The 13,844-nt window shown below is 58.4% G+C and carries 8 protein-coding genes and 1 pseudogene; 4 read left to right on the top strand and 5 right to left on the bottom strand.

All coding sequences use genetic code 11. The features are described from left to right. Positions 1-5 precede the first annotated feature (5 nt). Positions 6-1,259: a glutamate-5-semialdehyde dehydrogenase gene (proA, locus tag M2407_RS20145; RefSeq protein WP_048759703.1), complete on the top strand. Its 1,254-nt coding sequence runs from the start codon at positions 6-8 to the stop codon at positions 1,257-1,259. A 292-nt stretch (positions 1,260-1,551) separates the two neighbouring features. Here proA and M2407_RS20150 read toward each other — a convergent pair. The 3 genes and pseudogenes from M2407_RS20150 to M2407_RS20160 all read right to left on the bottom strand — a co-directional run. After that, positions 1,552-1,638: pseudogene (locus M2407_RS20150) on the bottom strand (helix-turn-helix domain-containing protein); the annotation flags it as partial. 64 nt (positions 1,639-1,702) lie between these two features. Next, positions 1,703-2,227, bottom strand: coding sequence for a cytochrome b561 (cybB, locus tag M2407_RS20155; RefSeq protein WP_259219484.1), 525 nt, complete (start codon positions 2,225-2,227; stop codon positions 1,703-1,705). Positions 2,228-2,375: 148 nt separating this feature from the next. Continuing rightward, positions 2,376-3,974: an ABC transporter substrate-binding protein gene (locus tag M2407_RS20160; RefSeq protein WP_259219064.1), complete on the bottom strand. Its 1,599-nt coding sequence runs from the start codon at positions 3,972-3,974 to the stop codon at positions 2,376-2,378. Positions 3,975-4,277: 303 nt separating this feature from the next. On the opposite strand from M2407_RS20160, the gene bhsA reads away from it, so the two are divergent. Then, on the top strand, positions 4,278-4,532 hold the full coding sequence (gene bhsA / locus M2407_RS20165; protein WP_020825385.1) for a multiple stress resistance protein BhsA: 255 nt from the start codon (positions 4,278-4,280) through the stop codon (positions 4,530-4,532). A 459-nt stretch (positions 4,533-4,991) separates the two neighbouring features. Continuing rightward, positions 4,992-6,338 carry a condensation domain-containing protein gene (locus M2407_RS20170; RefSeq protein WP_259219068.1) on the top strand — a complete coding sequence of 449 codons (1,347 nt, stop codon included), beginning with the start codon at positions 4,992-4,994 and terminating at the stop codon, positions 6,336-6,338. 101 nt (positions 6,339-6,439) lie between these two features. On the opposite strand, the gene M2407_RS20175 is transcribed toward M2407_RS20170, so the two are convergent. Beyond that, the gene (locus tag M2407_RS20175) at positions 6,440-9,535 is read right to left on the bottom strand and encodes an amino acid adenylation domain-containing protein (protein WP_259219069.1); all 3,096 of its coding nucleotides are present in this window, start codon (positions 9,533-9,535) and stop codon (positions 6,440-6,442) included. Positions 9,536-9,610: 75 nt separating this feature from the next. Beyond that, positions 9,611-11,212 carry a condensation domain-containing protein gene (locus tag M2407_RS20180; protein ID WP_201895700.1) on the bottom strand — a complete coding sequence of 534 codons (1,602 nt, stop codon included), beginning with the start codon at positions 11,210-11,212 and terminating at the stop codon, positions 9,611-9,613. A gap of 506 nt (positions 11,213-11,718) precedes the next feature. Between M2407_RS20180 and M2407_RS20185 the strand changes: the two genes are divergently transcribed. Next, on the top strand, positions 11,719-13,842 hold the full coding sequence (locus M2407_RS20185) for a TonB-dependent receptor (RefSeq protein ID WP_020825388.1): 2,124 nt from the start codon (positions 11,719-11,721) through the stop codon (positions 13,840-13,842). The last annotated feature ends 2 nt before the right edge of the window (positions 13,843-13,844 follow it).

Here is a 13,844-nt window from a genome sequence, read left to right on the forward strand (position 1 = left end):
TGAGCATGCTAGAGCAAATGGGGAAAGCCGCCAAACAGGCTTCCTGGCAACTGGCGGTGCTGAGCACGGCGAAGAAAAACCAGGTGTTGTCGGTCATCGCCGACCGGTTGGAAGCCGAAAGCGAAGTGATTTTGCAGGCTAACGAGCAGGATATGGCGCAGGCACGCGCCAGCGGGATGAGCGAAGCGCTGCTCGATCGCCTGCTACTGACCCCGGCGCGACTGGCGGCGATCGCCAACGATGTGCGCCAGGTGTGTCGTTTAAACGACCCGGTCGGCCACGTGTTGGACGGTAGCCTGCTGGACAGCGGGCTGAAACTGGAACGCCGTCGCGTGCCGTTGGGCGTGATTGGCGTGATTTATGAAGCACGGCCAAACGTCACCATCGACGTTGCCAGCCTGTGCCTGAAAACCGGCAACGCGGTGATCCTGCGTGGCGGTAAAGAAACCCACCATACCAATCAGGCGACGGTGAAAGTGATCCAGCAGGCGCTGGAACAGTGCGGCCTACCGGCGGCGGCGGTACAGGCTATCGACAGCCCGGATCGCGCGTTGGTGAATGAACTGCTGCGCCTGGATCGCTACGTCGATATGCTGATCCCTCGTGGTGGCGCGGGGCTGCACAAGCTGTGTCGTGAACAGTCGACCATCCCGGTGATCACTGGCGGTATCGGCGTTTGCCACACCTACGTTGATGACAGCGTTGATTTCGACAAGGCGCTGACGGTGATAGAGAACGCCAAAATTCAGCGCCCAAGCGCCTGTAACTCGCTGGAAACGCTGCTGGTGAACCGCAGCATCGCCGCAGAGTTCCTGCCGGCGCTGAGTGCCAGAATGGCGGCGGTGGGGGTTACCCTGCACGCGGCGGAGAATGCCATGCCGCTGCTGCAAGACGGCCCGGCAACGGTGGTGGCGGTGGCGGCAGAAGATTATGACGACGAATGGCTGTCGTTGGATCTGAACGTGGCGCTGGTGGACGATATCGATCAGGCCATCGACCATATCCGTACCCACGGCACCAGCCACTCCGACGCGATCCTCACCCGTTCACTGAGCAGCGCCGAGCACTTTGTGCGTGCGGTGGACTCCAGTGCGGTATATGTGAATGCCAGCACCCGCTTCACCGACGGCGGCCAGTTCGGTCTGGGTGCAGAAGTGGCGGTCAGCACGCAGAAACTGCATGCCCGCGGTCCAATGGGCCTGGACGCTCTGACCACCTACAAGTGGATCGGCTACGGCGACGATTTGGTTCGCAGTTAACGTTTAGTATGGCGTTGAGATTTCATGTAGGGGCGCAGCATGCTGCGCCCTTTTTGTATGCTGGGTCATACCAGAACTGGCATTGTTGCAGGCCTCAGCGAAACCTACTCTGACAGTCGGCTTGGTGCCAGGAGCGGACCTTTCTAAAGCAATTGTGTGTCAACAAAGTGGGCGCAGGTCAGTGACACTCTTCAATAGCTATGGAGTGCCTAATTTGCTCATCGCGCCCGGATATGTACTGATAAGCGCATTCGTAATGCGAAGGTCGTAGGTTCGATTACAAAGAATGAAATCGCTCGCCGTTTTCAACCTTGGCGATAAACGACTGCGGGCGTCCCAGCGCTTCGGCCAGTTTGGCCTGAGTGATGCCTTTTTCCATACGTGATACCCACACCAGCGCAAGAAAAGTGAGCTGCGGGTGGGTGCATAACAGGGCAGCGAATCTAACGCCGATTCAACCAAGGCAGCATACGCACCAGCGCATTGTCCTTAACGATATAGTGATGGAACAGCGCTGCGGCGGCATGCAGCCCGATCAGCCAATAGCCGAAAGCCGCCAGCGTCTTATGCCAGCCGATAATCGTCCGCGCTTGCGGCCGGTCGGCAATCTCGGCGAAGGGCATCGGCAAGCCGAATAAAAACCACTCTTTCCCCCCCAAATAGCGGGAATAGACGCCCAGAATCGGCAACGTCAGCAGCAGCAGGTAAATCAGGCTGTGTACCAGATGGGCTACGCCAGTTTGCCATTTTGCCGGTTTCGGCTCGATAGCGGGGCTGGTGTGGCGCCAGCGTAGAAGCAAGCGGGCGATCATCAGAACAAATACCGTCACTCCGCAACTGAAATGGGTCACCACCAGCACGTACCACACCAGGGTGCCCGGTACGGCAAGCCCTCTCAGCTCAATCGTCGTGCAGGTCACGACCAGCAGGATCGCCACCAGCCAGTGCAGACGGATCTGCATCGGCATATAAGAGTTCTGCACCGGGTTACCTTTTGATGTTAAATCACAGTGTTGATGAGAGTAACCAAATGTTACAGGAGAGGAAAGCGCCGGATGAGAATTTCATCCGGCGGATTGCCGGTGTGGCACCCAACGCGGGTGCCACACTTTTCACTCAGTTGATCTTGGCCTTGGCAAAGTCGCTGCCGTTAACGTCAACCACATAGCCGCTGACGTTGCTGCGGGTGGCGTAGAACACCTTGCCGTTAGCCAGCGGCAGCAGCGGAGCCTGCTGGGCAAAAATCACCTGTGCCTGCTGATAAAGCTTGGCACGTTCGGCCGGGACGCTAACCTTAATCGCCTGCTGGATCAGCTTGTCGTAGCTGCTGTCGCACCAGCGTGCCGCGTTGGCACCGGTTTGCACGCCGGCGCAGTTGAGCAGGGTAGCGAAGTTGTCCGGGTCGCCGTTATCCGACATCCAGCCATACAGCGCGCTCTGCTGTTCCCCTTTGCGCAACCCGGCCAGATACTGGCCCCATTCCCAGGTGACGATTTTGGCTTTTACGCCCACTTTCGCCCAGTCGTTTTGGATCATCTGAGCGATGCGGCGTGAATTCGGGTTGTAAGGGCGGGCTACCGGCATCGACCAGATATCGGTCTCAAACCCTTTCTCCAGCCCGGCCTGCTTGAGCAGTTCACGCGCTTTTTCCGGGTTGTAAGCGTATTCGGGCAGTTTGTCGTTATAGCCCAGCATGCCCGGCGGCAGTATCGAATAGGCCGGCGTGCCGCTGTCTTTGAATACCGCCGCAACGATGGCCTTTTTGTCCACCGCATAGCTCAGAGCCTGGCGTACCAACACGTTGTCGAACGGCTTCTTCTGGGTGTTGAACGCCAGATAGCCGACGTTCAGGCCGTCGATGTTGTGCAGCTGCAGGTTTTTGTCGCTCTTGATGGCGTCAAACTGCTCCGCCAGCGGGGCAGGGATAATCTGACACTCGTTGGTTTTCAGCTTGGCCAGCCGGGTTTCCGGGTTTGGCGTAATGGAGAAAATCAGGTGTTTGCTGGCCACTTCGCCCTGCCAGTAATGCGGGTTGGCGATGTAGCGGATCAGCGAGTCCTGTTTGTACTGCTGCAGCGCGAACGGACCGGTGCCGATCGGCCAGTTATCGACATATTCCGGGGTGCCTTTTTTCAGCATGGCATCGGCATATTCGGCGGAAAGGATCGAGGCGAAGTCCATCGTCCAGTCGGCGAGGAACGCGGCGTTAGGCTGGCTCAGCGTAAAGCGCACGTGGTCATTATCCACCGCCTCCACTTTGGTGATCAGCTTGTCCAGCCCGGTGTCGGTGAAGTACTCGTAGTTGCCGCCGGACACCTTGTGATACGGATGATTGGGGTCCTTTTGACGCATCACGGTGAACACCACGTCCTCGGCGTTGAAGTCGCGCGTCGGGGTGAAGTATTTGTTGCTGTTGAACTTCACGCCCTTGCGCAGCGTAAAGGTGTAGGTTTTGCCATCCGGGCTGATGGTCCACTCGGTCGCCAGTGAGGGCGCCGGGGTTTTATCGCTTTCACGCAGCGTCAGCAGGCGGTTGTACAGCACCTGCGAGGTGGCGATAAAGGTGGTGCCGGAGCTGGAAAGCTGCGGGTTGAACGATTCGGGCGAGGCTACGGTGCAGTAGACCAGGGTATCCGTGGCGGCCAGTACGCTGCCCGTGGTCAACAGGCCGGTTCCTGCCAACAACAGACCCGCAGTGCTTTGTTTTAAACGCATAAAATGGATGGCTCCCTCAGGTTGATTGAGGACACTGCCGCCGCGGTGGCATTCAGGCAGCCCTCAATTTAAATATAAGTGATTGATCGCGAATATGGGAACTGAGGAATGACGATTGTTCGACGGTCGCAGACGGGCCGGGCGTCAAGATAGCCGATGAAATTGTATGCTTAGGTAAATAACCCCGGTTTTTCGGTTGTCTGACAAAAATGTTATCGACGAGTCACTTTGGGGTCAGCAACCCCCACTTAGAATCACCTCACCAGGCAGAACCTGGTCTGGTCAATCTAATGAGGTGGTTATATGAAAGCGATTAAATATGTCATGGCGGCGTTTATCCTGGCGGTGGTGTCCACCAGCAGCTTTGCGGCCAACAGCGTCAGTTCCGAGCAGGGGCTGACTAAACTCGGCGTGGTCTCCGCCAGCGGAGCACTGACGCTCTCAGGTCTGGAAAAGCAATTGGCGAAGAAAGCCGATCAGGCCGGGGCCAGTTCATACCGCATTATTTCCGCCAGCGGAGGCAATAAACTGCACGGCGTAGCGGTAATTTACCAATAATGGCAGGTGCATGCCGTTAGACCGGGGCGGTACTTGTTTTTACCGCCCCAGAAGGTTTCTGTTTTGTTGGTTTGTAGCCCTCATCCTCCGTCACTTAACCCTCGGTCATTCCTCAAGCGCACTCTCCCCGTCAATTAAGTTTGCAGCATGAACAGGTTGTTCTATATTCATGAAAATGATAATAAGTGTTATTATCATTTTCATTTGTAACCAAACCGAAACATCTTCAGTGCGTTGCCCTGGCCTTGGAAAAGGTGGCTGCGCCGTCTCGCTTTACGTGCGCCAGGGAGGTCAAGCACGCCAACCACAACACAATAATAAGGATCACGCCGGGCAGCCCTTGGGCTGGTCATCCAACCGTGTCCGCCATTTACCTCGCTTTTGGCCGTTATCGGCGGCAGCGGGGTTTTCGCTTCCGTTGTTTCAACATTTGTTTATGGCTTATCAAAGGTAGGTAACATGTCGGAAACTGTTTTGGCTACTGAATGGCTGCCGCTGACACCGGCGCAGTTAGACTTCTGGGACGAATTTACCTTGCATCCCGGACAGCCTTTTTCCACCGTCGCTCACGTCACCGAACTACGCGGCGCGGTAGATGAAGAGGCGCTGTGTCGGGCTATCACTCAGACGATGGCGGAAACGCAGGCGTTTGCATTGCGTTTTCGCGGCGGCACTGGCGAGAGTTTGCCGCAGCAGCGTTACGATCCCCAGGCAATACCGCAACTTAATCGCCTAGATCTTCAGGCACAGCCCGATCCCTACCAGACCGCGATGCGGCTGATGCAGGCGGATGTCGATCAACCACTGGATCTATGCAGCCAGCCGGTGGCCGCGGTGTGGTTGATCAGGCTGGGGCCTTCGCGTTTTATTTGGTACATGCGCGCCCATCATATTGTGATTGATGGCTTTGGCATGGCGTTGGTTGAACATCGTTGTGCCGCGCTGTATGCGCATTTCCTCGACGACGGCGCGGCAGGGCACGCATTGGGCGAGATTCGTGCTTTTCAGCACCATGAACTGGCCTATGCGGCTTCTGAACGCTGCGCTAAAGACCGGTATTTTTGGCAGCGGTATTTGCCACCGTCGCAGACCTTGCCAACGGTGCGCAAAGGCGGCAGGGAATATGGCGTGAAATCCCTGAGTACCAGCACGCCGTTGCCGGAGGAGATCCCGCAGCGGTTGCGTTGGCTGTCGGAACGTAGTGGTATCGGTTGGCCCGATCTGTTGCTTTCCCTGTCCGCCGCCTGGCTGTTCTTTACCTTGCCGCCGTTGCCGCATGATAAGGGCGATTCGCGCACCATGTGGATGCCGGTGATGAACCGCCGCAGCAGCCAGGCCACCAATACGCCGGCGCTGGCGGTCAATACGCTGCCGCTTTTGGTATCGCTGCGTGCGGAAGAGACTTTGGGCCATTTTCTGTCGGGCATGGCGAAGATGCTGCGTGAGCTGCGCAGCCACGCAGGTTACCGTCTGCGGCACATTGCCGCAGATCGCGGTGTGACGTCGGCCTCTCGTTTGTTTATCTCGCCGTTTATCAACGTCCAGCCGTTTGATCCCGCCGGTTTCAGCGGCTGCACCTGTACGCGACGGGTACTGGCAGGAGGATCTGGCGACGGCGCTAACCTGACCTTCCGCGGGCGCACCGATGCTGGCGATCTGCACCTGGATATCGATGTTTACGTGCAGCAGTTTGCCTGCGATGGGATCGAAGACTACGGGCGTGACCTGCAGGCGTTTTTATTGCGTGCGTTGCGGGAAGAAGCACTGGAGACGGCGCTCGGCGAACTGGTGGCGGTGCCCGCCTGATGGCCGAAAGGTCAGCGTAATGGTTGGGGCCATACTCGACCCGATATAAGTTTGAATGAGGTGATAGGGGGCTGCATGCAGCCCCTTTTAGTTTGAACCGTTTAACGTGCCAACAACGCCGCCACTTCCCGCGCATTTTTGCAGGGGATTAACAGCGTTGGCGGCAGTTGGGTGCCAAAGGCCTGGTTAAGCTGCGCCGCCACCTGGCGAATGTGCGGCAGCTTCAACCCCATGCTGATAAAGGCCGTTTCTTCTCCCCATTCCGGGCGCGGCGTTGCGCCGATGGCCTGTAAATAGATCGACAGGATCTTGCCGCTGTGCGCCGGTGGCGCACTCGGCAGCGGTGCCGCACAGGCATTCAGGCCCGGAGCGGCACGATCGGCGCTGAAGGCTGCGCGGATGCGGTGACGGTCGGTCTTGCCGTTACCCGACAGCGGCAGCAACTCGGTATGAATAAAGCGTGTCGGGATATGGGTACAAGGAAGGTAGCCGGTCGAAAAAGCGCGGATCGCCGCCAGCGACAGCGGTTTGCCGTCGAGGGTGAGGTACATCGCCCCGAGCGTCGCTTCGCCATTGTCACCGCCAGGGTAATCCACTACCACGATATCGACAATAGCCTCGTGTCCGCGCAACACATCTTCAATTTCCGGCAGCGAAACGCGCACGCCACGGATTTTCACGTAGCCGTTCACCCGGCTGGCGAACAGGATATTGCCGTCCGGACGATAGTACCCTTGATCGCCGGTACGGAAGGCCCGCAGCGGTTGCCCGTCGGGCCCATCCAGCGTAACGAAATCATGTTGTTTTAAATCGCCGTCCTCCAGATACCCCAGCGCCAGATTCACCCCGGAGGTGTGGATGCGGCCGACCACGCCGGTCGGGCAGTGGGTACCGTCGTCATGGCAGATAAAGTATTGGTTAGCCGGCAGCGGCTGACCATAAGGCACGGTGCCGGTGTCCTGCGGCGCTAGCGGGTGCCAGATGCTCCAGATGGTGGTTTCGGTCGGGCCACCGAGTGAGAACAGGCTGATGTCCGGACGCAGACCGCGCAATTGCTGCACCGTCGCCGGTTTGATGTAATCGCCCCCCTGAGCCACCAATCGCAGTGAACGCAGGCTGTCGTCGGTTTTACAGGTAAGCAGCATTTCCAGAATGGCGGGGACCGAACACCACAGGCTGACGCCATGGCGCTCAACCAACTGGTTCCAACTGATGGCGTCCTTTTCCTGATGTGGTGCCGGTAACACCAGCGTGGCACCGGCGCTGAGCGAGCCGAACAGATCAAACATCGACATATCGTGGTGTGGCGGCGTGACCGAAATCATCACGTCGTCGGCGGTGACCGCCCAGCGCTGCAGGGTCTGGCCGATAACGTTGGCGGTGGCGCGGTTATTGAGCACCACGCATTTCGGTTTGCCAGTGGTACCGGAGGTATACAGATAATAACTGGCTTCGGTGCTGACGCTGCGCTCGGTCAGCGTCTGGCTGTCCGGCCGCTTGGCGGCGCCCGCCGTCGGGTCAAGCAGTTCCTCTGGCGTAACCCCGAACGAGGTGTCCAGCTCACCCTTGTGTACCACCAGATCCGGCCGGCAGTTGGTCAGCAGATAGGCGGTACGTTCCGGCGGTGAGTTGATGTCGATCGGCACCCAGATAATGCCCAACAGCGCACAGGCGAGTGAAATGGTTACATGCTCCGGGCTGCGCGCCAGATACAAGGCCAGCACGCTGCCTGGCTTCAGGCCACGCTGTTGCAGATTTGCCATCACTGCGCTAACCCGTTGGCCCAACTCCGGGTACGTCAGGCTTAGTTGGTCGCAGATCAACGCGGGGCGCGGCTGCGGATCGTTAAACAACCTGTCGGCCAACTGCGCAAGATAAGAGTAAGCGCTGAATGACGTCTCGCTGTGGTTATGGCGGTAATGTTGGTAATCGATAAATTGCGCGGGGGGAATTTCCACATCGCCGTCCCGGCACATCAACATTACCCGACGTTGCAATGCGTCCAGCATTGCCTGCACTTGCTCGCCATCCAACGCTTGCTCGGCGTAGTCGACGCACAGCAGCAGGTTCTTGTCGGCGTCCTGCATCAGGCGGATATCGATCGCCACCTGCGGCGTCTGGGTCACGCCGTCATGGTAGCGAACCGGCGCGTTGCCAGGCAGCGTCTCCCACCCCAGGCAGTTGGTGAGGATCACCGGCAGCGCCGGGGAGCCCTGGCTGAGGTTTAGCAACTGCCGCGCCAGGTCAACGCCGGAAAATGCCAGATGGTCGAGCGCCCCTAGCACGTCGTCCTGCAAGGCCTGGGCGCGGCTGATAAAGGTGCCCCCCAGGCGGGAATAGCGTACCGCCACAAAGGTAGAGGCGTTGCTGAGCGCACCATTTGCCGCAGGAAACGCCACCGGCACGCCGACGCAGAGTTCGCCGTCGGTGGTCCACTGCGCCAGCGTATCGAGGATCAGAGCCGAAAGGCTGCTGTTGCGCAGCAGGGCATGGGCGGAACCCAGGCGCGAGAACTGTTTTAGAACCTCGCGCGGCAAAGTCAGGTTGGCGCGGCGATAGCGAGAGGATTTGATATTGGCCAGCGGGGTGCGCCACGGCAACGCCGACGGCGTGGTGACGTCCTGTAGCTTGGCTTGCCAGTAGGCGGCATCAATCTGACGCTGTTCCGCCGTGGCTGCAGCCGGTGGGCTTGGCGGCACGACAGGCGGCAGCGGGGCGTCGTCGAACAGCCGGGCGATGACGGTGGAGATACCCTGGCCGTCGAGGATCAGCGCGTCGAAGCTGGTGAAAATCACGGTGTCGTAGGGGTTGCCGGTGGCGTCCTGCGTCTCCGAGAACTGAATGGCGGCAATACGCCACAACGGCTGCGCGGGATCGTGGCGCTGATGCGAATATTGCTCGCGCAAGTCAGCCAATTGGCGTTGCGCTGCCTGATGGTCGAGCGCACGCAGATCGTGCCGATCCAGATTCAGCGTGGCCTCTGCCCGCACGTGTTGGGTGAAACGCTGGGTATCGATGCAAGTGCGCAGCGCCGCATAGTGCTGCACCAGTTCGCTCAATCGGCTTTCCAGGCGGGCCAAATCCAGTCCCAGACCGCGATATTCGCGAAAGTCGTGCATCGCTACGCCGCCGAGCGGCCATTGTTCGCTGCGCCCGAGCAGGTAAGCCTGCTGCAGTGCGCTTAATGGTGTCTCCATGGTATTTCCCTATTGATTGTCACTAACCCACGAAATAGAAAGCAGGGCGCATGAGACCACGCGCCCGGATCGGTATCAGGCTTTGGGTGCCAGCACCTGCAATAACAGTTGAGCGCCCTCGGCGGCATTGGGGGCTCGCTCGCAGATCACTGCGGCAAGAGCGGCCGGAGTCGGGTTCGCCTCTATATCCTTCGGCGCCAGCGCCACCGGCAGGTATTTGTTAAGTACCGCCAATAGGGCCATCAGAGCGTCCTGCGGCAGTTGCAGGGTACGGATATCGTCATCGTCACCCAGCATGGCGTCCGGCGCGACCCGCGCCAGCAGCCGGTGCAGCAGTTGGCGAACCGGCATCTGACGTGCCTGGCCCGCTGGGGAGCATTGCGCCAACCATTGCGAAAGTGGCTGATTAAAGCTGTCCGGCCGGTTGGCGGCCCGTTTCAGCAAGGCGCCGTAAGTGGCGAACAGCTGCGGTAACAGCCGATCAGGGAAGGCGTCCAGGCGGACGTCCCAGTTGATCAGAATGCCGCCGTTGGCGTGTGCCACCTGCGCGTCCAGCGCCACCTGCGGCCCCTGGGAAATTACCCACTCCAGCGGGCCAAAGGTACGAGTGACGTTGTCAGAAAACAACGCTTTGCCACGGATGCCAAACCCGGCGGTAAACACGACGGGTGAAGGCTGCATGCTGCCTTGCAGGCGCGACAAATCGCGCATCACGCTGACGCCGGGGTAATCGGCGTGAGCTATTAACTCCGCCAACTGGGCCATCAGGCGGCGGCTGAAAGCCGGCAAGTTTTCAGCCGGGTTCAGCTCCACGCCCAGCAGCACCAGGTTAGAGAAGTCGCCAATGATCGTGGCGAGGTTGGCTTCATCCCGGTGGAACAGCGGCACGTTGAGCCTGAAGCGCGACATGTTCCAGCCATGGCCGACGGTAACGGCAAACAGCGCCAGAAACAGGGATGACAGCGTGATGCCGTGCGCTCTGGCGGCATCTTCCAGCGCTTTGGTTTCGCTCGCGCTCAGGTGCAGCGCCAGCCGATCGCTGCGGCAAATATCCGGCGTGCGCAACAGGTGTGGTGCCGGCGGCAGCTGAGGCAGGCGTTCACGCCACCAGGCCTGAGCGCGAGTGCGACGTGCCTGCTGCGCGGTATCGGCATAGTGACGATCCAGATAGTCAAAGTAGGGTACGCCATTGTCGGCGGGGGATGCCGGACATTGGTGATAAAACCGCGCCAAATCCTCCATCAACACGCGGAAACCCATGGCATCGCCGGCGATCATATCCAGATCAACATGCAGCCTGCTGTGGCCGCCCGGCAGCAGGCTGAGGCTGATATCGCAGGGGATACCTTGTTCCAGCGGCAGTTTTTGGCTGCTTTTTTGCTGCCGTTTGGCTGTGAGCCGGTGGCTCGCTTCGGGGGTATCGAACTGGCTGAAATCGTCCAGATGCAGGCCATGCTCAGGGCCGCAGGGGCTGATGGTCTGCTGGCCATCGGCCGTGATGCACAGGCGCAACATAGGGTGATGCAGGTAAAGGGCGGCAACGGCCTGTCTCAGTCGTTCGACGTCCAGGTCGCAGCAGTTAAATTCCGCATACAGGTGGGCGGATACGCCCCCCAGCGGCGCTTCGGATTGCCGACCTACCCAGTAGGCGGCCTGCATCGTGGTCAACGCTTTCATCGGGTTTCCATCAGTATTGAGAGACTGTAAGAATATATTGCAATGTTAATGGGAATGAAAATTATTACTATTTTTATTTGTTGGTATAAAACGTAAGGGTAATGTGGAAAGGGGAGGTTCGCGCTCGCTTATAGAAAATATTAATACCGATATAATTATGTTTTATATTCATTTTAATTGAAATTATTGGTTTTAAAGAACCCACAATAACTGCGTTTTATCGTTCAGCACTTTACCCGCTGTGCATCCTGTTTATTTGTTTAGTTGATAATGATTTGCATTAAAAAATGTAAAACATTATCATTATTAACATTTCTTTACGTTTCCAGACAAAAAATCTGCGTCCGCCCCCGGTTTATCTGGGGTGGGGCGGCTGTCTGCGGCAGGGATATGCAATAGCAAGGTCAGGAAGGCCGCAATGCCATTGTCAGTGTGAGAATCAGCGTCGTTACCTATGTGAAATAAAACATATTTTTGTGCATCTGGGATGAAAGGAGAATACATCTATGAGCAAGCATTCAGCGGCTCAAAGGCATAAAATCGTAGGAAACAAGGAAAAAGCAGGCTTGCAGGCCATTGGGGCATTTTCCTCACTCTTTCTGGGTCTTTGTTCTTTATCTGTGGGCAGCGTTAACGCCGCCGCAGTGGACGAAAAGGTGCAGGAAGCCGCCGACAGCAAACGTAACGATAATTGGCAGGACTCCGAAAGCCTGCTGGTGACCGGCGAAAAGATAAAGCGCAGCATTTTCGACACCGGCTCCAGCGTGCAGGTGTTCGACAGTGAGCGGATCGCCGCTATGCCCAATGCGTTGCAGATCCCCGATTTATTACGCATGACGGCCAACGTCATGGATGTCGGCATCGGTAACGATCTGCCCACCGTGCGCGGTATCGACGGTTCCGGCCCGAACACCGGCGCCAACGCCTTCCTCAGCGGCACCCGTCCGCGCCTCAATTTGTCTCTGGATGGTCGCTCCCTGACCTATAACGAGCAGGCCTATGGCCCGCAGTCGCTGTGGGATCTGGATCGCGTCGAAGTGTTCCTCGGCCCGCAGAGCTATATTCAGGGGCGTAACGCCATTGCCGGTGCGATCGTGATGGCCAGTAAGGATCCCACTTTCGATTGGGAGAGTGCCTTCAAGGGCGGTGCGGGCAACCAGCACTCTTCGCAATTGTCCGCTATGGTTTCAGGCCCGCTGGTGGAAGATCAACTGGCGTTCCGCGTCAGCGTCGATCGCCAGCGTCGCCGCAGCGATGTCGATCTTCCTGCTTATGAGCCGGTGGGCGATCCGCGTGAGGTTGAAGCCACTACCGCTCGTGCCAAACTGTTGTTCAATCCGGCAGGCCTGCGCGAGCTGACCACCAAGCTGACCTTTAACCACTTTGGCAGTACCTCGCCGCAAAACGAGAGCCTCAACCCGCTGGTTCACCCGACCAGCCTGCGCCACGATCCGCGCCGAGCGGTGTTTAAAAGCAACACCAACAGCGGCGTTTGGGATCTGTCCTGGGAGCAATCCGACAGCCTGACGCTGGAAAACCGCGTTATTTATACCGACTTCAATATTAACCGTCCTACGGCTTATGCCTTGCCGTACGCCGATATCGGCGGAAAAGAGGTGCACGTGGAGCCGGTGGCGCGTTTTGGTGGGCCAGACAGCCGCCTGCGCGGGCTGGCAGGGCTGCGTTATTTCCACTCCAAGCAGGATGAGTTCGTTAACATTTTCGGCGGTTCGACCTTCAAGGATAAAACCGACACCAACTCGGCCTTTGCCGAGCTGACCTACGCCATCACGCCGAAGGTGGATATCACCGCCGCCAGCCGTTTGGAGCGCGAGCACCGTCAGCGTACCGGCGGCAGCAAGGCCGTGCGTATCGATTTCGATGAAACCTACGACGTATTCCTGCCGAAGCTGGATCTGGCCTGGAAACCGACGGATACCCAGACCTACGGCGCCAAGGTGGCGCGCGGCTATAACGCCGGTGGCGCAGGCATCACCATCGGCACGCCGGTAGTCAATTACACCTATGGTTCGGAATATGTCTGGAACTATGAGTTGTACACCCGTCACCACCTGAAAGATGCCAACGTCATCCTGACCAGCAACATCTTCTACAACGACTACAAGGACATGCAGCTGCCGTATTCCCTGGGGCCGAACTCCTCGGTGATCCGCAATGCCGACAAGGTAGAAACCTACGGCGCGGAAATGGGGGCGACCTGGCAGCCGCGTTGGGACTTCGAACTGTTCACGAACGTCGGTCTGCTGAAGACCAAGATCAAGAAGTTCTCGGGCAGCGGCGTAGATGGGCATGAACTGGCGCGTGCGCCGGCTTATACCGCCAACATGGGCGCCAAGTACCAGTTGATGGCCGGGTTGGAACTGAGCGGCAACGTGGCGTTCTCGGACTCCTACTACTCGCAGTACGACAACGACTCTCGCGGGCGCATCGGATCTTACTGGTCGGCGAATACTCAACTGGCGTACACCTTCGCCTATGGCCGCGCCACCCTGTATGCGCAGAACCTGTTTGACTCGGAACGTCGCGTGATGGTCAGCGGCAACGACGTCTACACCGCGACTCAGCAGCGTCCACGCATGATCGGTGCGGCGCTGGAACTGACATTCTGATG

Source organism: Serratia sp. BIGb0234, from assembly GCF_024809915.1.
GTDB classification, from domain to species: domain Bacteria; phylum Pseudomonadota; class Gammaproteobacteria; order Enterobacterales; family Enterobacteriaceae; genus Serratia; species Serratia liquefaciens.